25 protein-coding genes and 2 pseudogenes are annotated in these 25,571 nt (G+C 64.9%); 13 read left to right on the top strand and 14 right to left on the bottom strand.

Annotated elements, in window-relative coordinates; genetic code table 11:
- Positions 1-48: 48 nt before the first annotated feature.
- Positions 49-1,875 (top strand): annotated as a pseudogene (locus B7X65_RS20390) (carboxyl transferase domain-containing protein); the annotation flags it as partial.
- A 4-nt stretch (positions 1,876-1,879) separates the two neighbouring features.
- Here the strand turns inward: B7X65_RS20390 and B7X65_RS20385 are convergent.
- The 5 genes from B7X65_RS20385 to purU all read right to left on the bottom strand — a co-directional run bounded on the left by B7X65_RS20385 (position 1,880) and on the right by purU (position 6,406).
- Complete coding sequence (locus tag B7X65_RS20385; RefSeq protein WP_293596106.1) at positions 1,880-2,605, bottom strand: LrgB family protein; 726 nt, start codon at positions 2,603-2,605, stop codon at positions 1,880-1,882.
- Positions 2,589-2,942, bottom strand: coding sequence for a CidA/LrgA family protein (locus B7X65_RS20380; RefSeq protein WP_293596105.1), 354 nt, complete (start codon positions 2,940-2,942; stop codon positions 2,589-2,591). Before B7X65_RS20380 ends, B7X65_RS20385 begins: the two co-directional genes overlap by 17 nt.
- Before the next feature lie 2 nt (positions 2,943-2,944).
- Positions 2,945-4,447, bottom strand: coding sequence for an FAD-linked oxidase C-terminal domain-containing protein (locus tag B7X65_RS20375; protein WP_293596104.1), 1,503 nt, complete (start codon positions 4,445-4,447; stop codon positions 2,945-2,947).
- Positions 4,448-4,634: 187 nt separating this feature from the next.
- Positions 4,635-5,519: a LysR substrate-binding domain-containing protein gene (locus B7X65_RS20370; protein ID WP_293596103.1), complete on the bottom strand. Its 885-nt coding sequence runs from the start codon at positions 5,517-5,519 to the stop codon at positions 4,635-4,637.
- A gap of 14 nt (positions 5,520-5,533) precedes the next feature.
- Positions 5,534-6,406, bottom strand: coding sequence for a formyltetrahydrofolate deformylase (purU, locus tag B7X65_RS20365; protein WP_293596102.1), 873 nt, complete (start codon positions 6,404-6,406; stop codon positions 5,534-5,536).
- 292 nt (positions 6,407-6,698) lie between these two features.
- Between purU and B7X65_RS20360 the strand changes: the two genes are divergently transcribed.
- Positions 6,699-8,039: an aminotransferase class III-fold pyridoxal phosphate-dependent enzyme gene (locus tag B7X65_RS20360; RefSeq protein WP_293596101.1), complete on the top strand. Its 1,341-nt coding sequence runs from the start codon at positions 6,699-6,701 to the stop codon at positions 8,037-8,039.
- 20 nt (positions 8,040-8,059) lie between these two features.
- Here B7X65_RS20360 and B7X65_RS20355 read toward each other — a convergent pair whose 3' ends face one another.
- Positions 8,060-8,944, bottom strand: coding sequence for a ChaN family lipoprotein (locus B7X65_RS20355; RefSeq protein WP_293596100.1), 885 nt, complete (start codon positions 8,942-8,944; stop codon positions 8,060-8,062).
- 97 nt (positions 8,945-9,041) lie between these two features.
- Here B7X65_RS20355 and B7X65_RS20350 point away from each other — a divergent pair, with 97 nt between their 5' ends.
- Positions 9,042-10,100, top strand: coding sequence for an AbrB family transcriptional regulator (locus B7X65_RS20350; RefSeq protein WP_293596099.1), 1,059 nt, complete (start codon positions 9,042-9,044; stop codon positions 10,098-10,100).
- An 83-nt stretch (positions 10,101-10,183) separates the two neighbouring features.
- Here B7X65_RS20350 and B7X65_RS20345 read toward each other — a convergent pair whose 3' ends face one another.
- From B7X65_RS20345 to B7X65_RS20335, 3 genes are all read right to left on the bottom strand, one after another.
- Positions 10,184-10,465, bottom strand: coding sequence for a DUF3567 domain-containing protein (locus B7X65_RS20345; protein WP_293596098.1), 282 nt, complete (start codon positions 10,463-10,465; stop codon positions 10,184-10,186).
- Positions 10,466-10,596: 131 nt separating this feature from the next.
- The gene (locus B7X65_RS20340) at positions 10,597-11,685 is read right to left on the bottom strand and encodes a DUF3108 domain-containing protein (protein WP_293596097.1); all 1,089 of its coding nucleotides are present in this window, start codon (positions 11,683-11,685) and stop codon (positions 10,597-10,599) included.
- A complete protein-coding gene (locus B7X65_RS20335) occupies positions 11,682-12,491 on the bottom strand; it encodes an IclR family transcriptional regulator (protein ID WP_293596128.1) in 810 nt (269 codons plus the stop codon). Before B7X65_RS20335 ends, B7X65_RS20340 begins: the two co-directional genes overlap by 4 nt.
- A gap of 166 nt (positions 12,492-12,657) precedes the next feature.
- Here B7X65_RS20335 and B7X65_RS20330 point away from each other — a divergent pair, with 166 nt between their 5' ends.
- Positions 12,658-13,674, top strand: a complete 1,017-nt coding sequence (locus tag B7X65_RS20330; RefSeq protein ID WP_293596096.1) for a fumarylacetoacetate hydrolase family protein — start codon at positions 12,658-12,660, stop codon at positions 13,672-13,674.
- 24 nt (positions 13,675-13,698) lie between these two features.
- On the opposite strand, the gene B7X65_RS20325 is transcribed toward B7X65_RS20330, so the two are convergent.
- From B7X65_RS20325 to B7X65_RS20310, 4 genes are all read right to left on the bottom strand, one after another.
- Entirely contained in the window at positions 13,699-14,304 is a 606-nt protein-coding gene (locus B7X65_RS20325) for a MarC family protein (RefSeq protein ID WP_293596095.1), read from the bottom strand.
- A 152-nt stretch (positions 14,305-14,456) separates the two neighbouring features.
- Positions 14,457-14,870 carry a VOC family protein gene (locus B7X65_RS20320; RefSeq protein WP_293596094.1) on the bottom strand — a complete coding sequence of 138 codons (414 nt, stop codon included), beginning with the start codon at positions 14,868-14,870 and terminating at the stop codon, positions 14,457-14,459.
- 59 nt (positions 14,871-14,929) lie between these two features.
- On the bottom strand, positions 14,930-15,304 hold the full coding sequence (locus B7X65_RS20315) for a hypothetical protein (protein ID WP_293596093.1): 375 nt from the start codon (positions 15,302-15,304) through the stop codon (positions 14,930-14,932).
- 37 nt (positions 15,305-15,341) lie between these two features.
- Entirely contained in the window at positions 15,342-15,710 is a 369-nt protein-coding gene (locus tag B7X65_RS20310; protein WP_293596092.1) for a TraR/DksA family transcriptional regulator, read from the bottom strand.
- 150 nt (positions 15,711-15,860) lie between these two features.
- Here B7X65_RS20310 and B7X65_RS20305 point away from each other — a divergent pair, with 150 nt between their 5' ends.
- The 4 genes from B7X65_RS20305 to B7X65_RS20290 all read left to right on the top strand — a co-directional run bounded on the left by B7X65_RS20305 (position 15,861) and on the right by B7X65_RS20290 (position 19,784).
- Positions 15,861-16,667: an enoyl-CoA hydratase/isomerase family protein gene (locus B7X65_RS20305; protein WP_293596127.1), complete on the top strand. Its 807-nt coding sequence runs from the start codon at positions 15,861-15,863 to the stop codon at positions 16,665-16,667.
- Positions 16,668-16,913: 246 nt separating this feature from the next.
- Positions 16,914-17,765, top strand: coding sequence for a PhaM family polyhydroxyalkanoate granule multifunctional regulatory protein (locus tag B7X65_RS20300; protein WP_293596091.1), 852 nt, complete (start codon positions 16,914-16,916; stop codon positions 17,763-17,765).
- Positions 17,766-17,825: 60 nt separating this feature from the next.
- Positions 17,826-18,467: a glutathione S-transferase family protein gene (locus tag B7X65_RS20295; RefSeq protein ID WP_293596090.1), complete on the top strand. Its 642-nt coding sequence runs from the start codon at positions 17,826-17,828 to the stop codon at positions 18,465-18,467.
- Positions 18,468-18,503: 36 nt separating this feature from the next.
- A complete protein-coding gene (locus B7X65_RS20290) occupies positions 18,504-19,784 on the top strand; it encodes an FIST N-terminal domain-containing protein (RefSeq protein WP_293596089.1) in 1,281 nt (426 codons plus the stop codon).
- 144 nt (positions 19,785-19,928) lie between these two features.
- Here the strand turns inward: B7X65_RS20290 and B7X65_RS20285 are convergent, their stop codons facing one another.
- Positions 19,929-20,660, bottom strand: a complete 732-nt coding sequence (locus tag B7X65_RS20285) for a helix-turn-helix transcriptional regulator (RefSeq protein WP_293596088.1) — start codon at positions 20,658-20,660, stop codon at positions 19,929-19,931.
- 115 nt (positions 20,661-20,775) lie between these two features.
- Here B7X65_RS20285 and B7X65_RS20280 point away from each other — a divergent pair, with 115 nt between their 5' ends.
- The 5 genes and pseudogenes from B7X65_RS20280 to B7X65_RS20260 all read left to right on the top strand — a co-directional run bounded on the left by B7X65_RS20280 (position 20,776) and on the right by B7X65_RS20260 (position 25,551).
- A complete protein-coding gene (locus B7X65_RS20280) occupies positions 20,776-21,669 on the top strand; it encodes a hypothetical protein (RefSeq protein WP_293596087.1) in 894 nt (297 codons plus the stop codon).
- Positions 21,670-21,693: 24 nt separating this feature from the next.
- Positions 21,694-23,643, top strand: a complete 1,950-nt coding sequence (locus tag B7X65_RS20275; RefSeq protein WP_293596086.1) for an MFS transporter — start codon at positions 21,694-21,696, stop codon at positions 23,641-23,643.
- A gap of 116 nt (positions 23,644-23,759) precedes the next feature.
- Positions 23,760-24,227: pseudogene (locus tag B7X65_RS20270) on the top strand (YiaA/YiaB family inner membrane protein).
- 29 nt (positions 24,228-24,256) lie between these two features.
- Positions 24,257-24,715 carry a hypothetical protein gene (locus tag B7X65_RS20265; protein ID WP_293596085.1) on the top strand — a complete coding sequence of 153 codons (459 nt, stop codon included), beginning with the start codon at positions 24,257-24,259 and terminating at the stop codon, positions 24,713-24,715.
- A 20-nt stretch (positions 24,716-24,735) separates the two neighbouring features.
- Positions 24,736-25,551 (top strand): DUF2145 domain-containing protein, encoded by an 816-nt coding sequence (locus tag B7X65_RS20260; RefSeq protein WP_293602104.1) that lies wholly within the window; start codon positions 24,736-24,738, stop codon positions 25,549-25,551.
- Positions 25,552-25,571: the final 20 nt, after the last annotated feature.

Here is a 25,571-nt window from a genome sequence, read left to right as displayed (position 1 = left end):
TCACCGAGTTGACGACAGTGGCGCGCCGGGCGGGCGCAAAATGCGCCGATGTCCGCGGTTCACTCCCCCCTTCAGGCTCAGGTTGTTCAATGGCAGGTTGAGCCCGGCGCTGCCGTGCAGGCCGGCGACCTGCTGGTGATTCTCGAAGCCATGAAGATGGAGCACGAAGTGCGGGCGACTTTTGCCGGCCGTCTCGGCGAAGTGTTTTTTGCCGCGGGCGAGCTGGTGGAGTCGGGCGCGCTGCTCGCGCGCATCGAGCCCCTGGGGGCGACGGCGGCGCAGCCTGTCTCTGCACCCGCCGAAGTAACACCCCTCGCGGTCAGCGGCTTGCGCGCCGACCTGCAGCGCACGCTGGATCGCCATGTGCCCACGCAGGATGCCAGCCGCCCCGAAGCGGTGGCCCGGCGCCACGCCCTGGGCCTGCGCACCGCGCGCGAGAACATCACCGACCTGTGCGACGAGGACTCCTTCATGGAGTACGGCGCGCTGGCCGTCGCGGCGCAGCGCAGCCGCCGCAGCGAGGAAGACCTGGTCAGGAACACCCCGGCCGACGGCATGGTCACCGGCATCGGCAGCATCAACGGCGACCTGTTCGGCCCCGAGGCGAGCCGGGCTGTGGTGATGGCCTACGACGCCACCGTGCTGGCCGGCACGCAGGGCATGCGCAACCACCAGAAAACCGACCGCATGCTGGGGATCGCGCTGCAGAACAAGCTGCCGGTGGTGCTGTTTGCCGAAGGCGGTGGCGGCCGTCCCGGGGACACCGACATGCCCATCGTCGCCGGCCTGCATGTTGGCACCTTTGCGAGCTTTGCCCGTCTCAATGGCCGGGTATCGGTGATCGGCGTGGCGGCGGGCCGCTGTTTTGCCGGCAATGCGGCATTGCTGGGCTGCTGCGACGTGATCATTGCCACCCGGGACAGCAACATCGGCATGGGTGGCCCGGCGATGGTGGAGGGCGGCGGCCTCGGCGTGTTCAAACCGGAACAGATCGGGCCGGCCGGCGTGCAGCACGGCAACGGCGTGATCGACGTGCTGGTGGACGACGAAGTCCAGGCGGTGGCGGCGGCTCGGCACTACCTGTCTTTTTTTCAGGGTGCGGTCCAGGCGTTTACTGCGCCGAATGCCCTGGCCCTGCGCGAGGTGGTGCCCGAGAACCGTTTGCGCGTGTATGACACCCGCGCGGCGATCGACGGCATCGCCGACACGGGCAGTGTGCTGGCGCTGCGCGCCGGCTTCGGCCAGGGCATACACACCGCGCTGGCGCGTATCGAGGGGCGGCCCGTGGGCATTCTGGCCAACAACCCGCTGCACCTGGGCGGCGCCATCGACGCCGATGCGGCCGACAAGGCTGCGCGGTTCATGCAGCTGTGCAACGCGCATGGCCTGCCGCTGATCAGCCTGGTGGATACCCCGGGCTTCATGGTCGGCCCAGAGACCGAAGCGCAGGCGCAGGTGCGCCATGTGAGCCGGATGTTTATTGCCGCGGCGCATCTGCGCGTGCCGTTTTTCAGTGTGGTGCTGCGCAAGGGTTATGGCCTGGGCGCCATGGCCATGACGGCCGGCAGTTTTCATTCGCCGATGTTCAACGTCGCGTGGCCCACCGGGGAGTTTGGTGCCATGGGGCTGGAAGGTGCAGTGAAACTCGGCTACCGCAAGGAGCTGGAGGCACAGCCCGAAGGTCCGCAGCGCGAGGCCTTGTACGAGACCCTGGTGGCGCAGCAATATGACAAGGGCAGTGCGCTCAACATGGCGACCACGCTGGAAATCGATGCGGTGATCGACCCGGCGCAGACGCGCGACTGGCTGGTGTGCGGCCTGCAGTCGGCACCCATTCGGCCTGCGGATGGCGGACTCGCCATCGATACCTGGTGAATCCCTAAAAAATGCGGAACAGCAGCGGCAGCAGCAGAGATGCCAGCACCACCTGCAGCCCCAGCGCCAGGCCGGCGTAAGCCCCGGCATCGGCGTTGACTTGCAGCGCGCGCGCCGCGCCTATGCCGTGCGACGCGGTGCCGAGCGCAAAGCCGCGCGCCGTCCAGCCGGCGGCATCCAGCGGTATCCCGAAGGCATCAAACAGGTATTTGCCGCTCAACGCACCGACCAGGCCGGTGATGACCGCAAACACGGCCGCCAGCGCCGGGATGCCGCCAATCTTTTCGGCAATACCCATGGCCACCGGTGCGGTCACCGACTTGGGCGCCAGCGACAGCACCACGTCCAAGGGCAGCCCGACGGCCCAGCCCAGCGCCAGTGCCGAGCCGCTGGCGGCCATGCCACCGGCCAGGGCGGCCAGCAGCAGGCGGCCCCAGCGCAGCCGCAACTCGGCGCGGCGCTGCCACAGTGGCCAGGCCAGCGCGACCACGGCCGGGCCCAGCAGGAAGTGGATGAACTGCGCGCCCGCGAAATAGGTTGGGTAGGAAACCCCGGTGGCCAGCAGCACCGCCGCAATCACCACCACGGTCCAGAGTACCGGGTTGGCCCAGGGCGCCTGCTGCAGGCGTGCATAGATGGCCTGGGCCAGCACGTACACCACCAGCGTGGCCGTCAGGCCGAACAGCGGCGTGGCGGACAGGTAGACCCAGAGATCAACGAACTTCGGCATTTTTCCGCCACAGGACATGCAGGGTCAGCACCGTCACGGCCAGCCCGATCAGCGTCGACAGGACAATCACCAGCAACATGCGGCCGCCGTACTGGCTCACCAGGCTCAGGTGGGTCATGACACCGACACCCACCGGCACGAACAGCAACGACAGGTGCGCCAGCAGAAAGTCGGCGCAGGCCGCCACCGGCTCGCGCACCACCGGCCAGCGCAGCGCGACCAGCAGCAGCATCATGCCGATGACGGGGCCGGGAAAGGGCAAGGACAGGCCGCGCGAAAGCAGTTCGCCGATGGACTGCAGCAGCAGCAACCAGGCCAGGCCGCGCAAGCCCTGCACGGCTAAAACCTCGGGAGATCAGGGTGCGACATCTTGCCTCCGCGCACCAGCATTTTCCCGTACTCGGCGCAGCGCTGCAGCGTCGGGATCACCTTGCCGGGGTTGAGCAGGCCCTGCGGGTCAAACGCGCGCTTGACACCGAACATCTGCTCGTTCTCGCTGGCCGAGAACTGCACACACATCGAGTTGAGTTTTTCCACGCCCACACCGTGTTCGCCGGTCACCGTGCCGCCCATGGCCACGCTGGTCTCCAGGATGTCGGCGCCGAACAGCTCGCAGCGGTGCAACTGGTCGGCGTCGTTGGCGTCGAACAGAATCAGCGGGTGCAGGTTGCCGTCGCCGGCGTGGAACACATTGGCGCAGCGCAGGCCGTACTTGATTTCCATCTGCTGGATGGCCAGCAGGATGTCGGCCAGGCGTTTGCGCGGAATCGTCGAGTCCATGCACATGTAGTCGGGGCTGATGCGGCCACTGGCCGGAAAGGCGTTCTTGCGCCCGCTCCAGAAGCGCAGGCGTTCGGCCTCGTTCTGGCTGACCGCAATCGCCGTGGCGCCGTGGTTGCGCAACACGGCGCTCATGCGGCCGATTTCTTCCTCGACTTCTTCCGGCGTACCGTCGCTTTCGCACAGCAAAATCGCCTCGGCCGTCAGGTCGTAACCGGCGTGCACAAAGTCCTCGACCGCCGCGGTCATGGGTTTGTCCATCATCTCCAGCCCGGCTGGAATGATGCCGGCGGCGATTACGGCCGCCACCGCGTCGCCGGCCTTGCGCAGGTCGTCGAAGCTGGCCATGATGCAGCGCGCCAGCACCGGCCTGGGCACCAGCTTGACGGTGACTTCGGTGGTGACGGCCAGCATGCCTTCGCTGCCGATGACCACCGACAGCAGGTCGTAACCGGCGCAGTCCAGCGCGTCGCTGCCGAATTCCACCGCCTCGCCTTCAATCGTGAAGCCCCTGACCTTGAGCACGTTGTGCAGGGTCAGGCCGTACTTGAGGCAATGCACGCCGCCCGAGTTTTCAGCCACGTTGCCGCCTATGGTGCAGGCGATCTGGCTGGACGGATCGGGTGCGTAGTACAGGCCCAGCGGCGCGGCAGCTTCGCTGATGGCGAGGTTGCGCACACCGCCCTGGACCACGGCCGTGCGGCTGGCTGCGTCCATCTTCAGGATCCTGTTGAACTTGGCCAGCGACAGGGTCACGCCCAGCTTGTGCGGCATGGCGCCGCCGGACAGGCCGGTGCCGGCGCCGCGTGCCACCACGGGGACTTCCAGCGCATGGCAGGTTTTCAGCACCGCCTGCACCTGGTCATAAGTTTCGGGCAGGGCGACCACCAGCGGCCGCTCGCGGTAGGCGGTCAGGCCGTCGCACTCGTAAGGCGTGGTGTCTTCGCTGTTCCAGAGCAGCGCATGCGCCGGCAGCACGGCCTGCAGCGCGGCGACGACCTGGGCCTGGCGGTCGGAGCGTTCCAGCAGGTGCTGCTGCCGGGAGTCGAGAGGAGCGTTCATGGGCGGCCTTCAGGGTGAAACACGGCTTGGCGCCGGGATGAAAGCACTTTAATGCAAAGCGCGCGACTGTGGCGTGAAGAAAATGGCGATCTTTTGTGAAAGCCGGAGCGCTATGAATTGGATAGCGGCTTGCGCCCGCCCTTCAAGGGCTGGAGGCCTAAAATGCATTAAAAAATTGATCAGACGGTCAGGCGACCGATTTTTTCAGCCAGTCGGCAAAGGCGGCACACTCCCAGCGGTCCATCATGCCGGTGCGCCAGCACAGGTAGTGGGCATGCGGGCTGGGCACGTTGCGCTCGTACAGACGCACCAGCGAGCCGTGTTCCAGCCACGGTGCGCCCAGCTTCAGACGCACCAGCGCCACACCCATGCCGGCGGCAGCCGCGTCGCACATCAGGCCGATGTCGTTGAACTGCGAGCCATCGACCGGTTCGGCCCAGTCCAGGCCATGGGCGGCAAACCAGGTGCGCCAGGGCTCCAGCGGCGAGCGCAGCAAGGCCTCGCCGTCGAGGTCTTCCGCCGCGTCGAACGGTCCGTGCTCGCGCACGTAGGCGGGCGACGCCAGCGGCGTGACTTCGTCCTTCATGAGGCAGACGTGTTCGAGGTCGGCATACCGCCCGGTGCCGAAACGCACGATCAGGTCGGCGTCTTCCGCCACCACGTCCAGCAGCGGGATGGACACCTGCAGCGTCAGGTCGATCTCGGGGTAGGCGTCGGTGAACTGGCGCAGGCGCGGGATCAGGATGGATCGGGCAAAGGTCGGCGTGACGGCCAGGCGCAGCTTGCGTTTGCCGGGGTTGCCGCTCTGGCCGGCCGTGCCGGGGAATTTCTGCAGCGTTGCCAGACCCTCGCGCACGTGGGCCAGGTATTCGCTGCCTTCGGTGGTCAGCGAAAAGTCGGCCCGGCCAAACAGCTTGGTGCCGATGATCTGTTCGAGCTGCTTGACCCGGTGGCTCACCGCGCTGGGGGTGACGTTGAGCTCCTCCGCCGCCTGCGTGACGCTGCGCAGCCGCGCCAGCGTCTCAAAGGTCAGCAGGCACTGGATGGGCGGGATGCGGACGGCTGTCGCCATTTCTCAAACTGCAGTCATTTAAATATGACGGTTTTGTGACCGTTGAGCAGCACGCGGTGTTCGCTGTGCCAGAGCACGGCGCGCGCCAGCACCTGGCTTTCGGTGTCGCGCCCCATGGCGGTCAGGGCCTCTACCGTTTTGCTGTGGTCGGCCCGGGCCACGTCCTGCTCGATGATCGGGCCTTCGTCGAGGTCGGCCGTCACGTAGTGCGCGGTGGCGCCTATCAGCTTCACGCCGCGGGCGTGGGCCTGGTAGTAAGGCTTGGCGCCCTTGAAGCTGGGCAGAAACGAGTGGTGGATGTTGATCGCACGGCCGGCCAGCTTTTTGCACAGGTCGTTGCTCAGGATCTGCATGTAACGCGCCAGCACCACCAGTTCGGCGCCTTCGGCCTCGATGATGTCGTACTGTTTCTTTTCGGCCTTTTCCTTGGTCGCGGCCGTGACCGGAATGTGGTGGAAGGGTACGTTGTAGCTGGCAGCCAGCTGGTAAAAATCGCGGTGGTTGGAGACGATGGCGCGGATGTCCAGCGGCAGCAGCCCGGACTTCCAGCGAAACAGCAGGTCGTTCAGGCAATGCCCTTCCTTGCTGACCATGAGCACGGTGCGCATGGGCTCGGTGGTCTGGTGCAGGCCCCAGCGCATGTCGAACAGCACACCGAGCACGCCGACCTGTTCCCTGAGTTCTTCATAGGAGAGCTGGTCGCAGGCAAAACTGACGCGCATGAAAAAGAGGCCCGTGGCATCGGCCGCCGGGTCGTCGCGCTTGTCGTCGCTGAACTGCGCCGCTTCCAGGATGTTGCCGCCGCGTTCGAACAGAAAGCCGGAAACCGCATGAACAATGCCCGGGCGGTCGGGGCAGGACAGGGTGAGGATATAAGTAGGGCTCATGGGGGATGAATTGTCGCAGGTGGCCGGCCGCCAGGTGCTTGCCGGAAAGCACATTGTCGCCGGGAGTGCCAGAATGCATGACTTAGTACTGCAACCCGAAAATATCGAAACATGAAAGCGCGCCTTCGCACCCATGGCGGCGTTGCCATCCTTGCGAAGGCGTACAGCCTTCGCTGCCGCTGGCGCCTTGCCCTGGGCACGAAGCCATCACTTTCATTTTGTTTCGCTACTTCCGTGCTGCAGTACTAGCGCCAAAACCCGGCTGCCCATTTTTCTAGCAGGAGATTTCGCCATGGCCTATCAAGATTTCAATATGGACCACCAGTGGTTGCCGTTCACGCCGAACCGCAGCTTCAAGAAAGACCCGCGGGTTTTTGTGAAAGCCGACGGCATGTTTTTCACGACACACGACGGCAAGCAGGTGCTCGACGGCATCTCCAGCCTGTGGTGCGTGGGCGCCGGTCATAACCGCAAGCCGATCAACGAAGCCATCAAGAAGCAGCTCGACACGCTGGACTACGCGACCGCCTTCCAGGCCAGCAACGACCAGGCCTTCAAGGCCGCCGACCTGATTGCCGGCATGGCGCCGGGCGATCTGAACCAGGTGCTGTTCTGCAATTCCGGTTCGGAAGCGGCCGACACCTCGCTCAAGGTGGCGCTGGCCTACCACCGCGCACGCGGCGAGGGCCACCGCAATGTCTTCATCGGCCGCGAAAAGGGTTATCACGGCGTCGGTTTCGGCGGCATGAGCGTGGGCGGCATTCCGGCCAACCGCAAGGTATACGGCTCGGCCTTGCTGCCCCGGGTGGACCACATGCGCTTCATCCACGACCCGGTCAAACACGCCTACATCCATGGCGCCGAGCCGGTCTGGGAAGAAGACATCCTGCTGGAGCTGGAGCAGCGCATTTTGCCGCTGCACGACGCGAGCAACATCGCCGCGGTGATTGTCGAGCCGGTGGCCGGCAGCGCCGGCTGGTACCTGCCGCCCAAGGGCTACCTCAAGCGCCTGCGCGAGATCTGTGACAAACACGGCATCCTGCTGATTTTTGACGAAGTCATCACCGGCTTCGGCCGCATGGGCACGAATTTCGGCGCCGACTATTACGGCGTGGTGCCCGACATGCTGAACTTCGCCAAGTGCGTGACCAACGGCGTGATTCCATTGGGCGGCGTGATCTGCACCGACCGCATCTACAACACCATGATGGAAGCCAATGCCGACAGCCCGGCGCATGCGGTGGAGTTTTTCCACGGCTACACCTACTCGGGCCACCCGGTGGCCTGCGCCGCGGCCATTGCCACGCTGGGCCTGTTCAAGGAAGAAAAGCTGTTTGAACGCGCCGGACAGATGGGCACCGTGCTTGGCGACGCCATGCACAGCGGCTTCAAGGGTCTGCCCAATGTGGTCGGCATCCGCAGCCTGGGCCTGGCCGGTGCGGTGGAGCTGGCGTCCATCGCCGGTGCGCCGGGCAAACGCGCCTACGACATCTTCATGGATTGCTTCAAACACGGCGTGCTGGTGCGCCCGGCGGCCGACAACATCGTGATCTGCCCACCCTACATCGTGGAAAAAGAGCACATCGAGCGCATCGTCAGTGTGGTGGCGGACGCCATCAAAAAGAACGCCTGAGGGCGCGATAGGGGCCGGGGCTATTTCGCCCCGGGCTTCTCCTTCAAACTTGCGCAGTAGTCCTGCTCCGGCACGGCCGGGGTGGGCCACACGGCGTCAAACGCTGCCCTGTTTTCGGCCTCCTGGCGCGCATCCGGCGCGTTTGTTGCCGGACCGGCGCGTAGTTGCACAGCCTTGGCATGGAGGCCGGGCGGCAGATGCTGGGGCACACCCAGCGTGCGGTTGACGTGGCCGCTGCCGGCCAGCAACACCACTGTCTTTCCGGGCAGGGCCGCCTGCTGCAGCGTGCGCGCCATGCGGATGTCGCGCGCGATCTGGACGCGTGTCATCGGGGAGATGCGGTCCTCCGGCAACAAGCCGCAGTGGCCGATGCGTATCAGCTGCTGCTGGGCCTTGAGCGCGGGCCCGGGCAGGGGCTGGTCCAGTCGGCTGTCGGCCATGGCTTCTCGTACCTGCGCTGCCGGCAGGTTGGCGCCCAGCACCGGCACGCCGGCCTTGACGGCCGCCATCACCGCCGGGCCGTAGGCCGCCCAGGGCCAGCTCTTGTTGTTCCAGCCCAGGGCGGCCTGCACCTGCAGCTGGGTGCTGTTCGATTTCAGGGCCGCGGTGCTGGTGCCGGCTTCTGCCATCTCCAATGCCACGGCGGCCAGCCGGCCGCGCACCGCCAGGTACTCGATGACCTGCCGCTGAATGTCCTGGTGGTCGGATGCATCGTGCTGTTCGCCGAGCAGGATCACGTCGGCAGGCAGCAGGGCCTCGGTGCGTGCCGTGATGTCATTGGGCGCATGCGGAAACAGCCGGGGTTCTGGCACTCTGGCGCAGGCGGCCAGCAGCATGATCAGCAGCGGGACCAGGACGGCAAGGCCCCGGCGCGGTTTCGGGAAGGTGGGGATGGTGGTGTTCATGGTGTTGGTCAAGGCGATACTAGCCCCATCTGAAAACCGGCGGTTGCCTGCCGGCCCATGCCCCGCACCTCTTGCCTCTTGCTTTTTTTTTTTCGGGATGCGTCTCAAGCCCTTTCATGTTGTTTTCACCCTGTTGCTGGCGCTGGCTGGCGCATGGCTTTGTGTCTGGATCGGCACGCCCCTGCCGTGGATGATTGGCCCGCTGCTGGCCACGGCCTGCGCCTCGATCGCCGGCACGCCGACTGCCAGCTGGCGGCCGCTGAACAACACCGGCCAATGGGTGATCGGTACGGCGCTGGGCCTCTATTTCACGCCGCAGGTGACCGCGCTGGTGGGCAGCCTGTGGTGGGCCATCGCCCTGGCGATTGCCTGGGCGCTGGGGCTGGGCCTGGCCTTCGGCGGCTGGTTGCACCGTGTCAATGCACCGCGCATGCCCGGCGTGCCGGCGCCGGCGATGCGTGCCACCAGTTATTTCGCGGGTGCCATAGGCGGCGCTTCCGAGATGACCCTGCTGGCTGAACGTGCCCATGCGCGCACCGACCTGGTGGCGGCCTCGCACAGCCTGCGGCTGCTGCTGGTCACGGTGAGCATTCCTTTTGCGATGCAGTTCAGCGGCCTGCATGGCCTGGATCTGAACCCGCCGGTGCTGCGCGCGGTGAACGTGCCTGGCCTGGCCGCGCTGGCCTTGGCCACCGCCGCGGGTGCCTGGTTGATGCTGCGGCTGGGCCGGGCCAACCCGTGGTTCATGGGGCCGCTGCTGGTGACCATGGGCCTGACGATGGCCAGCCTGCATCTGTCGGGCATTCCGCCCTGGTTGACCAACACCGCGCAACTGTTGATTGCGGTGGGGCTGGGCGTGCGGTTTTCACCGACCTTTCTGCACGCGGCGCCGCGCTGGATGGCCTCGGTGGTGCTGGGAACCCTGGGCATGTTGGTGCTCTGCAGCGGCTTCGCCGCACTGCTGGCATGGGTCACCGGCCTGCCGCTGGCCACGCTGATTCTGGGGACCTCCCCGGGCGGCATCGCCGAAATGGCCATCACCGCCAAGGTGCTGCAGCTCGGTGTGCCGGTGGTCACGGCGTTTCAGGTGTGCCGGCTCGTGGCGGTGCTCATTCTGGTGGCGCCGCTGTACCGCTGGCTGTATCCGGCGGACTGAGTCCGCGTCTTCCATTCTGGAGCTTGCCGGAAGTTGCCGGCCATCCGCCGGGTGGCGACCAAGGCATGGGCACTCAGGCCGCTTCAGTGCAGTCCCACCGGCGTGTGCGCCAGTTCGGCATAACTTTCGAGCATGTCCTCGACTTCTTCCTGCGTCGGCGTGTTTTTCTGCCAGACGTTCAGGCGCTGCTGGAACAGTTCGGCCCAGGAGCCGTCCAGATAGACCTCCTTGCCGGAGCGTTTGTCGACAATTTCAAAGCCGTTGCGCACGAGCTGGGGCACGGCCGGGGCGGGCGCAGACTCCTCTGGGGCGTTGGCATGAATCTGCACCACCGCAAAGGATTCGGAGTCGTAGAGCATTTGCATGGTGTGGTTTCCTTCTTTTCTTGTATCTATATATCAACGGCTGGGCGGAGTTCAAGAGCCACAGGGTTAATCCCTGAAATGCCAAAAAAATCACATCGTGAAGGAAAGAGACGCGCTGGCGCCTGCGGATGTCAGGGTTTCTCGACCACGCGCAGTTGCTGGTCGACGAAGTCGCCGTTCTGCTGGGTGATGCGGCTGCGCACCGGCAGGTAGTCCATGGAGGGCGCGAACCAGATTTCGACGGTCTGGTCGTAGTCGCGCTGCGGCTTGCGCGTGAGCTTGAGCGTGGCAGCCTCGCCGGCGGGCAACTGGAGGGTTTCCTCGGACTCGACCGTGAACGTCCAGGTGTCGGCGTCGCGCGGGCCGGCGGTGTAAAGCGACACGCTGCTGCCGACCGGGTAGCTGGCCGGGGCGCCGGCGAGCAGGCTGCCCAGTTGCAGGAAAACACTGAGGCGGTCCTGCGCGCCGCGCAGCCAAGGGGCGTCAGGCGTGTTGGCACTGAAGCTGATCTTGCCCTTGTCTTCCTCGAAGTGCGCCGCGCGTTCGCTGCGCGACTTGTCCAGAAAACGCGTTGGCGCCAGGCCGTCGGCGGTGATGCGGCCGCTGCTGGTCATGCTGCGCGATCCCAGGAACAGGGCGCTGACCACCATCTTGGCGTCATAGGTCTGGCCGTCCTGCAGCCAGTCGAGCTGGGCAAAGGCGCTGTAGTTCATGTTTTTTGATCGCCCCGTCATCACGTATTTCAGGCGCACCGAGCCGGGGATGGTCAGGGCCGTGCTGGCGTCTGGAGGCGGCGCTGCTTCCACGGGCGTGGGCGCGACCGGTTCGGTGGTGGTTGCGGTGACCTCTGGTGGCGGGGTCTGGGGGTCGACCGGACTTGTGCTGTCATCGGCTGATGGCGCTATCGATTCGATAGCTGCTGGCGCTGTCGAAACGGGGGCTGGTGCCCGATTTGCTTGCGAAACAGGGGCGCGACGCCGGACCGGGCGCGGACGCACCGGCGTGGCCGCGGGCGCACTGGTCACGACCGGTTCCGGCTTGATCTCCAGCGTGCGCGTGATGAAGGGGCGTGGCGCGGTCGCCTGCGGGTCGGGCACCGGCCCCCATGCCAGCGGCGCCGCCTGCAGCAGCAGGACATGGGCCAGGATCACCAGCGCGGTCAGGGCGATCAGGGGTCGCGCCGGCAGCGCTGGGGCCTGCCGGGCGGTCGGGGTGTTCATGCCCCTGTGAATCCCAGATCAGCGGAAAGTTGCCGTGCGGCAGCTGCCAGCGGCCGGGCTACGGCGCCGTCCCAGGCCGGGTCGAAGCTGGCCAGCGAGCCCATCGCCACCACGCCCAGCACCAGGTGCCCGTCGGCGTCGAACACCGGCGCGCAGAATCCGGCCACTCCGGGCAGCAAGGTGTCCACCACGCGGGCCAGGCCACGCCGGCGCACCTCTTCCAGTACCGCCGTGACCTCGGCCATGGTTTGGGGAACATCCTTGCGCGCGAGCTTGTGCATGCGTGCCAGTTCGTTCTTGAGCAAGGGGGCAAGACGGTCGTGGGGGTGCCGCCGCCCGGCAGACGGCTGGGCCATGAAGGCGGAGAAACACAGGCCGGTGGCCGAGGACAGCAAAGGCATCACGTCGCCGAGGCGCAAATTGACGGTGACGGCCTGTGGCGATTCTTCCCAGTGCACGATGGTGGGCCCCTGGTTGCCCCACACCGCCAGCGCCAGGGTTTGGCCAATCTGCTCCATCAGCGGCGCGAGGCGCTGGCGTGCGAGCTTGACGCTGTCCAACCGTGAAAGTGAAGCCAGGCCGAGCTTGAGGGCCGCTGGCCCAAGGTCATACCGTGTGCTGCCCGGATCCTGGGTCACCAGCTCTAGCCGCTGGAAACTCACGAGGTAGCGGTGCGCCTTGGCGGCACTCATGCCGGCTGCAGCGGCCAGGTCGCGCAGCATCAGCGCGCCCGGTGACGCGCCCAGCACCTGCAGCAGGCTGAAGCCGACCTCTACAGACTGGATGCCTGCACGCTGGGCGGGCAGGCTGCCTGGCGAGTTTTCGGTCGGCGTTTTGCGCTCTTTCATGGAATTCGACTAAAATTAAAAATTACATTTAGGTAAATTGATTTCACTTATCGTAACTCTAGCGCAGAGTGTACGCAGGGTGCAATCAGCTTCACCCATCCGGCCCCCAGAACAGAGGAAACTGATGAAACTCGCTACCTACAAAGACGGCTCACGTGACGGCCAGCTCGTGGTTGTCTCGCGCGACCTGTCGACGGCCCATTATGCGACGGGCATCGCCAGCAAATTGCAGCAGGTGCTCGACGACTGGAACTTCCTCGCCCCGCAATTGCAGGACCTGTACGAGACGCTGAACAACGGCAAGGCACGCCACGCGTTTCCGTTCGAGCCGGCGCGCTGCATGGCGCCGCTGCCGCGCGCCTACCAGTGGGCCGACGGCTCGGCCTACATCAACCATGTGGAGCTGGTGCGCAAGGCACGCGACTCCGACGTGCCCGACAGTTTCTACAAGGACCCGCTGATGTACCAGGGCGGCAGCGACGACTTCATCGGCCCCTGCGACGACGTGGTCTGCCCCAGCGAGGACTACGGCATCGACTTCGAAGCCGAAGTGGCGGTCATCACCGGCGACGTGCCCATGACCAGCACGCCCGAGCAGGCGCTCGAAGGCATACGACTGGTGATGCTGGCCAACGACGTGAGCCTGCGCAACCTGATCCCCAACGAGCTGGCCAAGGGTTTCGGTTTTTTCCAGAGCAAGCCGGCCACGGCCTTCAGCCCGGTGGCGGTGACGCTGGACGAACTCGGCGACGCCTGGGACCACGGCCGCCTGAACCTGACCGTGCAAAGCACCTGGAATGGCCGCAAGGTCGGCATGTGTGACGCCGGGCCGGAGATGACCTTCCACTTCGGACAGCTGATTGCCCACATCTGCAAGACCCGCAATGTGCGCGCCGGCTCCATCATCGGCTCCGGCACCGTCAGCAACAAGGGTGTCGAGGTCAAGGGCAAGACCGACTGGCCCAAGGGTTACAGCTGCATCGCAGAAAAGCGCGCGATTGAGACCATCCAGGACGGCAAGCCTTCGACGGCTTTCATGAAATACGGCGACACCATCCGCATTGAAATGAAGGGCAAGGACGGCGAGCTGATTTTCGGCGCGATTGAGCAGAAGATCGTGCCGGCCGCACTGGTCAAATAAGAAAGGGCGGGGGCCGCGCGCCCGTCAGCCCGCAGCGCGCGTCTGGACGATGAACAGCTGGATGCCGCGCAGCAGCATCTCGACCGAAATCGCCACCAGGATCAGGCCCATCAGGCGCTCGAAAGCCAGCACGACCCGTTCGCCCAGCACCCGCTGGATGCGCTCGGCCAGCACCAGCACCACGGCGCACACCGCCATGGTCACGCACAGCGCCGCCACCCACTCCATGCGTCGGGCCGGTGCCTGCGATACCAGCAGCAGCACGGTGGCCAGCGCCGACGGCCCGGCCAGCGCCGGAATGGCCAGCGGCACGATCAGGGGTTCGCCCTGCAGCGGCTCCGCCACCGGATGGCCGCCTGGAAAAATCATGCGCAGGGCGATCAAAAACAGGATGACCGCGCCGGCGATCTGCAGCGACAACTCGCTGAGGTTCATCACGCGCAGGAAGCGGTCGCCGACAAACATGAAGGCCAGCAGCAGCAAAAAGGCGATCAGCACCTCGCGCAGGATCACGAAGGCGCGCCGCTCGGGCGCGACGTGGCGCAGCGCATTGGCAAAAATCGGGATGTTGCCGAGCGGATCGGTGATCAAGAGCAGCAGGATGGTGGCCGAGGCAAAGGTGTAATTCATGTCAGCCCCCACGCTCACTCACTGCGTGTAGTTCGCTGCCCCCCGAGGGGGCGCTGCGCCTGCGGACTGGCAAAGCCAGATCCGGGGCCCCCGCTTGATTGAAGAGCCTCCCCGGTAGCCCGCTGCGCGCCGGCGTGCTCAACTGCCCATCCTCATGAGGCGTAAATGGCCTGAAGGTCACGGAAACCCTTGATCTCCAGCGGGTTGCCAAACGGGTCGCAGAAAAACATGGTCCACTGCTCGCCCGGCTGGCCTTCAAAACGCACTTGCGGCGCAAACAGGAAGTCGGTGCCCGCGGCCTGCAGGCGTTCGGCCATGGCCTGCCAGTCGGGCAGCGCCAGGACCAGCCCGAAATGCGGCATGGGCACCAGCGTGTCGCCGACATGGCCGGTGCGTTCGGTCTTGAAAGGCTGGCCCAGGTGCAGCGAGAGCTGGTGGCCCATGAAGTCGAAATCGACCCAGGTCTCGGTGCTGCGGCCTTCGGCGCAGCCGAGCACGCCGCCGTAGAAACGGCGGGCCTCGTCGAGGTCGGTGACATTGAAGGCGAAATGAAACAGGCTGCGCATCCGGTCAAGGATAGCAGCCTGTGCGTCGCCGGGTGCTGTCCCGGCGAAAAATCCGCAGGTCAGACGATCGAAGGATCGGCCGCCATGTTGTCGAACTTCTTGAAGTACTGGCGGGCCAGTGCAACCAGCTGGGGGTCGCTCGGATGGTCGGCAGCCACCGAGTCCACCACGTTGTCGGCCACGGCCGGCAGGTGGCTGCTGCACCAGTCGCGGAACTGGTTGCGCACCAGGCCGGGGCCGGTGAGCAGCACTTCATGCGTGCCGCTCAGTGCCCGCGCGACGTCGGCAAAAAAGGCGGCGCTGTCGTCGGCCTTGCCCTGGTGTTTGTGGTGCGTGCGCGACTTGATGCGCTGGGCTTCCATGTGTTCGCGGTCAAACATCACCACATGGGCTTCGGACTGGTCGATCCAGACAACGGCGTGAAAAGTGCTCATGAAATCCTTGGTAGAAAGAGAGAAAAAGAAAGAGGGGTCAAGCCGGACGTGTTTGTTCGGCCTTTTCCTGGCAGGCGATGCAGCGCCACGCTTCGGGGCTGGCCTGCAGCCTGGCGGCAGGAATGGTGACGCCGCAGTCGGTGCATAAGCCGTAGGTCCCGGCTTCGATGCGGGCCAGTGCCGCGTCGATCGCCGCGAGTTCGGCCGTTTCGCGCTCGCCCAAGGCGAACTCGAGTTCGCGTTCGGTGGCTACCTGGGCACGCGAGTCCTCGGGTTGGCCGAAATGGTCGGCTGCGGCGTCAGCGCGGCTGACGGTCCCGCCACGCTGCTCCGAGATCTGTGCGAGCAGGGCGGTGCGCATGTCCAGCAATTGCTGTTGGTAGGGTGCGCTGTGTTGTTTGTCCATGGGTCATTCCTTCTTGTATTCGCCTCCATCATGCGCCACGGCGTCATGCCCCCGGTTGATGAAGGTCAAGCGGGCGGCTCCGGGTCCGTGCAGGGCACAATTCGGGGATCCCTTTTGCCACCTGACGGAGACACCATGACTGCCCAGACTATGGATTACAGCGCCTACCAGACCCTTCACATCACGCGCCGCGGCGTCGGCGGGGCGGTGCTGGATATCCAGATGAAAGCCCTCAACGGCAAGTTGCCGACGGCCGGGCACGACGGCCACCGGGAACTTGCGCAGATCTGGCGCGACGTGGGCAGCGACGACTCGGTGCGCTGCGCCGTGTTGCGCGGCGAAGGCCTGGGTTTTTCCGGCGGCGGCGATCTCGCGCTGGTGCAGGACATGGCGGAGGATTTTGAAACCCGTACCCGCGTCTGGAAGGAAGCGCGCGACCTGGTCTACAACGTGATCAACTGCGACAAGCCGATTGTCAGCGCGCTGCACGGGCCGGCGGTCGGCGCCGGTCTGGTGGCAGGCCTGCTGGCCGATATTTCGATTGCCGCCAAAAGCGCCAAAATTGTCGACGGCCACACGCGGCTGGGCGTGGCTGCCGGCGACCACGCCGCCATCATCTGGCCCCTGCTGTGCGGCATGGCCAAGGCCAAGTACTACCTGATGCTCTGCGAGCCGATCAGCGGCGAAGAGGCCGAACGCATCGGCCTGGTGTCGCTGGCAGTGGACGAAGAGCAGCTGCTGCCCAAGGCCTACGAGGTGGCCGACCGGCTGGCCGCCGGCTCGAAAACCGCCATCAGCTGGACCAAATACGCGCTCAACAACTGGCTGCGCCAGGCCGGGCCGGCCTTCGACGCCTCGCTGGCGCTGGAGTTCATGGGTTTTGCCGGCCCCGACGTGCGCGAAGGTGTGGCCAGCCTGCGTGAGCGCCGCCCGCCTTCTTACGCTCCGAAAGCCTGATTTGCTATTAAATCAATAGCTTGTGACGCCTGTCAGTCAAGGGTTTGCGGCTGATTTTACTTGAAGATTCGCAGGTGAGGACGAAGCAGCTGGTGAGCGGCCCGGGCAGGTGCGCTGCGCCAGAGGTATGCAAAAAAACGGGTTGACGCGCCGCCACGACCCTGCACAATGAAAGCACCGTGAACCGCAGACAGGTGCAGTGTTGCATCAGGGCTTCGGGCACGTCCTACAACACCAGGAGACAGCATGAGCGACGCAGACAACCCATCCTTCGCCGGTTTCGGCAAACTGGTTCCGGGCTTTGACTTTTTGCAGAACCTTGCCAAGCAGGCCGCCGGCAGCGCGTCGCAAAGCATTCCCCAGTTGCCCAACCTGGGCAACTGGGTCGCGCCGACGCTCAATGTCGAGGAGCTCGACAAACGCATCGAGGAGCTCAAGGCCGTCCAGTTCTGGCTGGACCAGAACGCCATGGCGCTCAAGGCCACCATCCAGGCGCTGGAAGTCCAGAAGATGACCCTGGCCACGCTCAAGGGCATGAATTTCAACATGGGCGACGTTGCCAACGCTTTCAAACTCAAGGTCGCCGATACGGTGGCTGGCGGCGTGCAGAAAGTAGCCGACAAGGCCAAGACGTTTTCGGGGCTGGAGGTTCCGCCCACCAGTTACCAGAACAGTGAAACGCCCGCGAAGGCCAAAACCTCGAAGCCCAAGGCTGAAAAAGCCGCCGAAGCTGCGCCTGGCGTCGTCGACCCGATGCAGTGGTGGGGCGCGCTGACGCAGCAGTTCCAGAACATCGCCACCACGGCCATGCAGGACGCCGCCAAAAAAACCGCCATGAGCACGACGAAGAACATGGCCACCGGCCTGGCCAAGGACGCGATGAAAACCGCCACCGGCATGGCCACGGACCTGGCCAAGGGCATGGCCAACTCCGCCGGCAAGACCGTGGCCCGGGGCGCCCGCTCGGCGATGGACAGCGCCCTGCGCAGCAGCCAGGCCTGGCCCACCCCGGCGGCGGCCACAACGGCGGCGCGGGCCAAACCGAAGCCGAAAGCCAAGGCGCCGGTGCGCCGGGCGGCGCGCAAGACCACGCGTTGAAACCCTGCCGGGCCGGTGGCCGGCTGGCAGTCACCTGAAAGAAAGCGAGAAAGCGTTCCCATGTACCGTCTTCATGGTTTTTGCCAGTCGGGCAACACCTTCAAGGTGGCATTCCTGCTGCGCGCCCTGGGCCAGCCCTGGGAGCCTGTCTTTGTGGACTTCATGAAAGGCGTCACGCGCACCGGGCCCTGGCGCGAGCAGACCAACGAGATGGGCGAGGCGCCGGTGCTGGAAGACGGCACGCGCCGCCTCACCCAGTCGGGCGTCATCCTGGGCTACCTCGCGAAGAAACATGGCGCGTATGAAGGGGCCACGGAAGATGACAGGCTGGAAGTGCTGCGCTGGCTGTTTTTCGACAACCACAAGTTCACGAGTTACTTCGCCACCTACCGCTTCATGAAGGCCTTCGGCCCCGCCGCACCCGACCCGGCCGTGATGGCCTGGCTGCGCGCGCGGATGGACGCCGCGTTTGCCATCGTCGACAAACATCTGGCGACGCGCGAGTGGATGGTCGGCGGGGCGGCCACCATCGCCGACTTCTCGCTGTGCGGCTACTTGTTTTATCCGCTGGAGGAAAGCGGCTATGAGGTCGCCGGCCGATACCCCCACATCGAGGCGTGGCTTGCGCGCCTGCGTGGGTTGCCCGGCTGGGCTTCGCCATACGATGTGCTTCCCGGAGAGCGATTGCTGCCCAAGTGGTGAGGCAGTGTGCCAGCGCCAACCTACCGTGACAACACCATGAAACTTTTCCCCTACGGCCACGCCACCCACCCGCAATGGCGCATGGCGGCCGGCTTGGTGCTGGCCCAGTTGCGCGCGCAGATGGCCCTGCACGGTTATGCCAGTTCGCCCGGCCTGGGCCTGCTTTACATCACCGACCACTACACCGCGCAGGCGCAGGACATCCTGGATTTTTTGGGCGCCGAGCTGCCTGAAATCACCGACTGGGCGGGCACGGTCGGCATCGGCATCGCGTCGAACAATGTCGAGTATTTCGACGAGCCGGCGCTGGCGGTGATGCTGTGCGAGCTGCCGTCGGACCAGTACCGCGTGTTTTCCGGCGTGTCGCCCCTGCCACCGCCCGGTGCCAGCCATTTCCAGGCGCACACCGCGCTGGTGCATGCCGACGCCAGCACCCCCGACGTGGCCGAGCTGATCGCCGAGATGGCCCAGCGCACCAGCAGCGGGTATGTCTTTGGCGGGCTGGCGTCGAGCCGCAGCAAGGCGGTCCAGTTCGCACTCAGCGGCAGCGGCAATGTGAAGGGGCAGGGTGCCGCCAGCGGGGTGTTCAGCGGCGGCCTGAGCGGTGTGGCCTTTGCCCAGGGCGCCGGTCTGATGTCGCGCGTGACGCAAGGCTGCCAGCCGGTTTCAAGGGAGCACGAGATCACCGCCTGCGACGCCAATGTGGTGACGGAACTGGACGGCCGGAGCGCGCTCGATGTGATGCTGGCCGACCTCGGTGTGTCGCTCGATGCGCCGCGCGAGGCGCTCGAAAAAGTGCGGACCACGCTGGTCGGGCTGAGCAGCGCTGACGCCGCCCTGCAGGACGGCCGGATCCGGCGTCCGGGCCAGTTCGGGGCCGATGTGCTGGTGCGCCACATCATCGGCCTGGACCCGGCGCGCCAGGGCGTGGCCATTGCCGAGGTGCCCAGCCCGGGCATGAGGCTGGCTTTTTGCGAACGCAATGCCGAGGCGGCGCGCGCCGACCTGGTGCGCGTCTGCGCCGAAATCCGCGAGGAACTGGAGCCGGAGGAGTTGACGCTGGAAGTCGCCAGTGCGCTGAGCGCGTCCGAAGCCGAATCGGCCCCGCACCCGGCCCGGCGCATCGCCGGCGCGATCTACATCAGCTGCGCCGGGCGCGGCGGCCCACACTTCGGTGCGCCCAGCGCCGAGCTGCAGATTGTGCGGCGTGCCCTCGGCGACGTGCCGCTCGTCGGGTTTTTTGCCGGCGGCGAAATCGCACGCCACAACCTCTATGGCTACACCGGCGTGCTGACGGTGTTTACCGCCCCGGAGTGACAAGCGTCGCTTTTTGAGGGGGGACTGCGCCATGGCCCACTCGCAGCAGGGACCGCAGATTTGGCTCCGCCAGTTTGCAGGCGCAATCACCCGCAAGGGGAGAGGCCGCTACACGCAGTGAGCGGCAACAGGGGTGTGCCCAATTTATCGCCGCAAGGCCGCAAACGCTTCGAACTCCCAGCTGCGCATCGCCAGCAGCAGGGTGTAACCTTCGCGGTCTTTCTCGGCGAGCTTCTGGTCGGCCTGGTGTTGCTGCGCAAAATCCTGCGCGACACGCTGCATGCGTTCGAGAAACGACGGCGCGAGGCTGCGGCTGATGGAGCCATGCACCAGCAGCAGCCCCTCTCCGCCGCCGTCAAAACCGCCCGAGAAGTAGTCCAGCAGGGCGTTGTCCCTGAAGTAGTCCATCACCGGCCCGTGCGGCCGCCAGCGGAAGGTCTTGGCGAGTTTGAGCCGGTAGCGGTTCTGCGGCTTGAGCTCGATGATGCCGATGTGATCGAGTTGCACCAGGTATTTGACGCATTCGGCCTGTGACAGGCGGTAGCTGCCCGTGATCTGCTCCAGCGTCCACTGCGATAACACGCAGATCGCGGTGAGCAGGAGTTTCTTGTCGGCCACCACGGCTTTTTCCTGGGCCTGCGTCAGCTCGGCCAGCAATGGCTGGGCATCGGCCACCCGCCTGGCCAGTTCAGCAAAGTCCAGTTTCAGCGCGCGGCAGATCGCATCGATGCGCGACAGCGGCATATCGCCTTTGGCCAGCATGCGTTTGACGCTGGACTCCGCCATGCCCAGCTTGGCCGCGAGATCGGCATAGGTCATGTGGACGGCTTTGAGTTCCTTCTTCAGCAGAAGAACCAGGTCGGCGGTGGTGCTCATGGGTATCAATTATCAATACTTTTGGTTCCAGAAGGAAAGACCGGGCTGAATATTGATGCTTTGAGAGCGTGCCTCACCGCACATTGCAGGCTCATATATTTCAGGAGCCATCGTCATGCAACACACCCTTCACCCCCAGCCGCGGCAAGAGGTGCGGCCCGCGCACTCTCCGGCGTGGCCGCGCGAACGCGCCTTGCTGCTTGTTGTTCTGCTGCTGGCCCTGGTGGCTGTGGCCGGGCCAGCCCTGCTCCAGCCGTCGCGTTACCACGACTTTGCCGACCAGCGAGCCTGGGGCGCGCTGCCTCATGCCATGGATGTGCTGAGCAACCTGCCGTTTGCGTTGTGGGGGCTGGCGGGTGCGGGTGTGCTGGTTCAGGCCCTCCGCCGGCAGGCGGTGGACAGGACGGTGGCCTGGCTGGCAGGCCTGTTTTTTGGCGGCCTGATGGTGACCACCGCTGTCTCTGCGATGTACCACTGGCAGCCAGACAATGCGGGACTGCTCTGGGACCGCGGCGGCATGGTGCTGGCCTTTGCCGGGCTGCTGGGCCTGGCTGCGTGTCAAGGCATCAGTGCCCGGGCTGGTGTGGCACTGGCAGCGGCGGTGCTGGTACTGGGGCCGGTGTCTGTCCAGGTGTGGGCGGTGTCAGGCAATCTGTTGCCCTGGGGCGTGCTGCAGTTCGGCGGCATGGCGCTGATCGTCGGACTGGCCTGCCTGCGCCCCGTAGCCGCCGGTGCGGGGCCATCGCACCGGGGCCTGCCCATCCGCTGGTCGCTGCTGATCGCCTTGTATGCCCTGGCCAAGGTATTGGAACTGGGTGACCATCAGGTGTTTGAGTGGACAGGGCACCTCGTTTCGGGTCACAGCCTTAAACATATCGTGGCCAGCTGTGCCGCCTGGCCGCTTGTTGCCGCGCTGATGGCTGTCATGAAAAGCAGGGCAGAATCCGGTTCACCCTCCAGAGCAGGCTCTAAGGGAGCAGACAGGCTGTCCCCGACGCCTGCTGCATAACAAAACTGAAAAGAGGAGTCCATCATGAGTGTTGAAGCCACCGTTCAGGCATCCCCGCCCAAGGCCCAGGAGTACCCCAACCAGTTCGCGCTGCTCCGCCAGCGCCGCTTTGCCCCCTTTTTCTGGACCCAGTTCTCGGGTGCCGCCAACGACAACCTGTTCAAGTTCGCCTTCACCGTGATGGTGACCTACCAGCTCAGCGTGAGCTGGTTGCCGCCCGCGCTGGCGGGGCTGGTGATTGGCGCGCTGTTCATCCTGCCCTTTCTGCTGTTTTCGGCCACCAGCGGGCAGCTCACCGACAAATACGAAAAGACGCGCGTGATCCGCTTCGTGAAGAATCTGGAAATCGTGATCATGGCAGTGGCCGCCGCCGGCTTTCTCAGCAGCGACGTGAACCTGCAGGTGCCGCTGCTGCTGGCCTGCACTTTTTTGATGGGACTGCATTCCACGCTGTTCGGCCCGGTCAAGTTCGCCTACCTGCCGCAGGCCCTGAACGAGCGCGAGCTGACCGGCGGCAACGGCATGGTGGAGATGGGCACGTTTGTCGCCATCCTGCTGGGCAACATTGTCGGTGGGCTGATGGTGGCCGTGCCGGGGGTCGGTCCGCTGTATGTGGCGCTGTCCTGCGTATTGCTGGCCGTGGCAGGACGGGTGGTGGCGCAATTCATTCCTTCTGCGCCGGCCACCGACCCTGGCCTGAAGATCAACTGGAACCCGGTCACGGAGACCTGGCACAACCTGCGGCTCGCTTACGGCAACATCGTGGTGTTCCGCTCCATGCTGGGCATCAGCTGGATGTGGTTTTTCGGTGCGGTCTTTCTGAGCCAGTTCCCCAGTTTTGCCAAGGAGGTGATGCACGGCAATGAGCAGGTGGCCTCCCTGCTGCTGGTGGTATTTTCCATCGGCATTGCCACCGGTTCGCTGCTGTGCGAGGTGCTGAGCCGGCGCCATGTCGAGATCGGCCTGGTGCCGCTGGGCGCCATCGGCATGAGTGTGTTTGCGATCGACCTGTATTTCGCCTCGCGTGGACTGCCGTCTTCACCGATTATGGGACTGGCCGCCTTTGTGGCCCAGCCGGCGCACTGGCGCGTGTTGCTGGACCTCACGCTGCTGAGCCTGTTTGCGGGCCTGTACAGCGTGCCCATGTATGCGCTGATCCAGCTGCGCAGCCAGCCTACCCACCGCGCCCGCATCATTGCTTCCAACAACATTCTCAATGCGCTGTTCATGATCGTCAGCGCCATCCTCGCGGGCGCCCTGCTCAAGGCCGACTTCAGCATTCCTCAGGTCTTTCTGTTCGTCGGCCTGGCCAATGCGGTGGTGGCGTTCTACATCTTCATGCTGGTGCCGGAGTACCTGCTGCGTTTCATCGCGCTGATCGCCTCGCGTTGTATTTACCGCTTCAAGGTCACGGGAGACGACAACATTCCGGCGCAGGGCGCGGCCGTGCTGACCTGCAACCATGTCAGTTTCATTGACCCGGTGCTGTTGATGGCGGCCAGCCCGCGGCCCATTTATTTCGTGATGGACCACCGCATTTTCAAAATGCCGGTGCTCGGCTGGCTGTTCCGGCTGGCCAAGGCGATACCGATCGCCCCGCGTGCCGAAGACCCGGCGGCGTATGAAGCAGCTTTCGAGGCGGCGGCCAAAGTGCTGCGCAATGGTGATCTGCTGGCGATCTTTCCCGAGGGCGGCATCACCCAGGACGGTGAACTCCAGCCCTTCAAGGGGGGCATCATGAAAATCCTGGAAAACGCCGACCGCGACGGCCTCAGCGTGCCCGTCATTCCCATGGCCTTGACCAACCTCTGGGGCTCATTCTTCAGCCGCATTGAGAAAGGCGGTGCCATGGTGCGGCCTTTCAGGCGCGGCATCTTCAGCCGTGTGGGGCTCACTGCCGGCCCCGCCATGCCCTTGGCCCAGGCGCAACCTGAAATCCTGCGTGCCCGCGTTGCCGCACTCATGAAACCCTGAAAAGTATCTCAATTCAATACCAACAGGGTATTCAAACGTCACCGTATTGTTATTCGCCCCTGCTTCCGGCCATCCCGGTGCACATTGGCGTCACATCAACAAGCAAGAAGGATTTTATGCAAGTACTGATTCACCGCGATTCCAAACCCTGGCAGTTCCAGGTCTGGGCCTCTTTCCTGATTGCCGTTTTCCTGTGCGCCGTCGGCCTGTCATACCTGCCCGGCCAGGACCTGGACCGCGCTTTCATGATCATGGGTTACTTTTTCTGCCTGTCTGCGGCTTTTGTGCTGGCCAAGTATGTCCGCGAGTAGGAGAAGGCCGAGGCCGAAAGCAAGCTGACCGAAACGCCAATGTTCAGGTTTGTGGTGTGGGGTGGCTTTTTCCTGGCCATGTCGCTCACCGGCTGGGGTTTGTGGCGCATGGAGGTCAACGAGACCTACAAGGCTTTTCTCGGCGTCAGCTGGCTCTACCTGATCACCTGCAGCTTCACGCTGGCCAAAACCCTGCGTGACAAACATGAAGCCGACCTGAGCGAAGCGCGTCTGGCCGGCCGCGCCACGGTGCGAGACACCGACATTGAATAAACCTGATCCAGGACATGCAAGGAAGTATCATGAAAAAGAAATTTGCTACTTATTTAATAGCTGTTTGCGCAATGACGACGGGGGCTACGGCCTCTTTTCATGTCCAGGCGCAAACCGGCGCATCGGCCCTGAGCGCGGTGTCTGCCTTGCCGGTGGCGTCCGTGGTGGTCGGCACCAGCGCGGTTGCGGGCGCCGTCGTGGCGATACCGGTGGTGCTATCGACCACCGGCGCGGTGCTGGTCGTCAAGACCGTGGAGAGCACCGCCCGCGGGACGGTGTATGTGCTGGAGCGGGCCTCCGACGGTGCGCGGGCCAGCATTGAAGTGGTGGGCAAGGGTGTGGCTGGTGCGTCCATGGTGGCCGGAACGGCCGTGGTTGTGAGCGTGATCGGTACCGGCGTGGTGCTGTCCGCGGCCGGCGAGGCGATTGCCTTCATTCCCAATGCCCTGGGCCGCGCCCTGCTGCACAACGAACGGCTGACGCAATGAGAAAACGCGAGGGAACACCCATGAAAAAAGCTTCTCTGACTTTTCTGTGCCTCGGCCTCACCGCCGCTTGCATGCTGGCGCCAGCAGCCCATGCGGGACGCTCGTGCGAGGCCAGCAAGATCACCCCGCAGACGGTGGAGCGCGGCATGTCGCTGGCCGAAAAAACCCTGGCCTCGCTCAATGCCAGCGGCGAGAAGGTCGTGCTGCTGGCACGCGCCGGTCAGGACCTGAGCAAATACAAGCTGCGTTATTCCCACCTGGGGTTGGCTTACCAGGAGCCTGACGGGCAAGGCGGCCACACCTGGCGTGTGCTGCACAAACTCAACGAATGCGGCACCAGTGAATCGGCGGTTTACCGCCAGGGCCTGGGCGAGTTTTTCCTGGATGACCTGTGGCGCTTTGAAGCGGCCTGGGTGGCGCCTGTGCCCGAGGTGCAGGCCAAGCTGCTGGCGTTGCTGCAGGATCCTGCGCGCACCGTGAGCATGCACCACAAGCCCTACAGCATCGTCAGCTATGTCTGGGGCCGCACATACCAGCAGTCCAACCAGTGGGCCATCGAAACGCTGGCCGCCGCTGTGGAGCCCGGCGCCAACTCGCGCGAGCGGGCCCAGGCCTGGCTGCAGTTCAAGGGTTACGAGCCCACCGTCCTCAAGCTGGGCCCGCTGACGCGGCTGGGTGGCCGCATGACCGCGGCCAATGTGGCGTTTGACGACCATCCCAACGACAAACGTTATTCGGACCGCATCGAAACCGTCACGGTGGATTCGGTCTTTGACTGGCTGCAGCGTGCACAGCTGACAGCGACCGGCAAGTCGCCGACCTTCGTCAAACTTTAACAATGGCTGTTTAACTCCCG

The sequence above is a fragment of the Polaromonas sp. 39-63-25 genome (assembly GCF_002278925.1).
GTDB lineage: Bacteria > Pseudomonadota > Gammaproteobacteria > Burkholderiales > Burkholderiaceae_C > Polaromonas.
The sequence above is the reverse complement of the archived record's forward strand: the minus strand, read 5'-3'. Positions and strand labels throughout refer to the sequence as shown.

Excerpts from the sequence above, each read along its gene's own strand:
- B7X65_RS20385 (WP_293596106.1), bottom strand. The coding sequence starts at position 2,605 with ATGCCGAAGTTCGTTGATCTCTGGGTCTACCTGTCCGCCACGCCGCTG.
- B7X65_RS20375 (WP_293596104.1), bottom strand. The coding sequence starts at position 4,447 with ATGAACGCTCCTCTCGACTCCCGGCAGCAGCACCTGCTGGAACGCTCC.
- B7X65_RS20370 (WP_293596103.1), bottom strand. The coding sequence starts at position 5,519 with ATGGCGACAGCCGTCCGCATCCCGCCCATCCAGTGCCTGCTGACCTTT.
- purU (WP_293596102.1), bottom strand. The coding sequence starts at position 6,406 with ATGAGCCCTACTTATATCCTCACCCTGTCCTGCCCCGACCGCCCGGGC.
- B7X65_RS20360 (WP_293596101.1), top strand. The coding sequence starts at position 6,699 with ATGGCCTATCAAGATTTCAATATGGACCACCAGTGGTTGCCGTTCACG.
- B7X65_RS20355 (WP_293596100.1), bottom strand. The coding sequence starts at position 8,944 with ATGAACACCACCATCCCCACCTTCCCGAAACCGCGCCGGGGCCTTGCC.
- B7X65_RS20350 (WP_293596099.1), top strand. The coding sequence starts at position 9,042 with ATGCGTCTCAAGCCCTTTCATGTTGTTTTCACCCTGTTGCTGGCGCTG.
- B7X65_RS20345 (WP_293596098.1), bottom strand. The coding sequence starts at position 10,465 with ATGCAAATGCTCTACGACTCCGAATCCTTTGCGGTGGTGCAGATTCAT.
- B7X65_RS20340 (WP_293596097.1), bottom strand. The coding sequence starts at position 11,685 with ATGAACACCCCGACCGCCCGGCAGGCCCCAGCGCTGCCGGCGCGACCC.
- B7X65_RS20330 (WP_293596096.1), top strand. The coding sequence starts at position 12,658 with ATGAAACTCGCTACCTACAAAGACGGCTCACGTGACGGCCAGCTCGTG.
- B7X65_RS20325 (WP_293596095.1), bottom strand. The coding sequence starts at position 14,304 with ATGAATTACACCTTTGCCTCGGCCACCATCCTGCTGCTCTTGATCACC.
- B7X65_RS20320 (WP_293596094.1), bottom strand. The coding sequence starts at position 14,870 with ATGCGCAGCCTGTTTCATTTCGCCTTCAATGTCACCGACCTCGACGAG.
- B7X65_RS20315 (WP_293596093.1), bottom strand. The coding sequence starts at position 15,304 with ATGAGCACTTTTCACGCCGTTGTCTGGATCGACCAGTCCGAAGCCCAT.
- B7X65_RS20310 (WP_293596092.1), bottom strand. The coding sequence starts at position 15,710 with ATGGACAAACAACACAGCGCACCCTACCAACAGCAATTGCTGGACATG.
- B7X65_RS20305 (WP_293596127.1), top strand. The coding sequence starts at position 15,861 with ATGGATTACAGCGCCTACCAGACCCTTCACATCACGCGCCGCGGCGTC.
- B7X65_RS20300 (WP_293596091.1), top strand. The coding sequence starts at position 16,914 with ATGAGCGACGCAGACAACCCATCCTTCGCCGGTTTCGGCAAACTGGTT.
- B7X65_RS20295 (WP_293596090.1), top strand. The coding sequence starts at position 17,826 with ATGTACCGTCTTCATGGTTTTTGCCAGTCGGGCAACACCTTCAAGGTG.
- B7X65_RS20290 (WP_293596089.1), top strand. The coding sequence starts at position 18,504 with ATGAAACTTTTCCCCTACGGCCACGCCACCCACCCGCAATGGCGCATG.
- B7X65_RS20285 (WP_293596088.1), bottom strand. The coding sequence starts at position 20,660 with ATGAGCACCACCGCCGACCTGGTTCTTCTGCTGAAGAAGGAACTCAAA.
- B7X65_RS20280 (WP_293596087.1), top strand. The coding sequence starts at position 20,776 with ATGCAACACACCCTTCACCCCCAGCCGCGGCAAGAGGTGCGGCCCGCG.
- B7X65_RS20275 (WP_293596086.1), top strand. The coding sequence starts at position 21,694 with ATGAGTGTTGAAGCCACCGTTCAGGCATCCCCGCCCAAGGCCCAGGAG.
- B7X65_RS20265 (WP_293596085.1), top strand. The coding sequence starts at position 24,257 with ATGAAAAAGAAATTTGCTACTTATTTAATAGCTGTTTGCGCAATGACG.
- B7X65_RS20260 (WP_293602104.1), top strand. The coding sequence starts at position 24,736 with ATGAAAAAAGCTTCTCTGACTTTTCTGTGCCTCGGCCTCACCGCCGCT.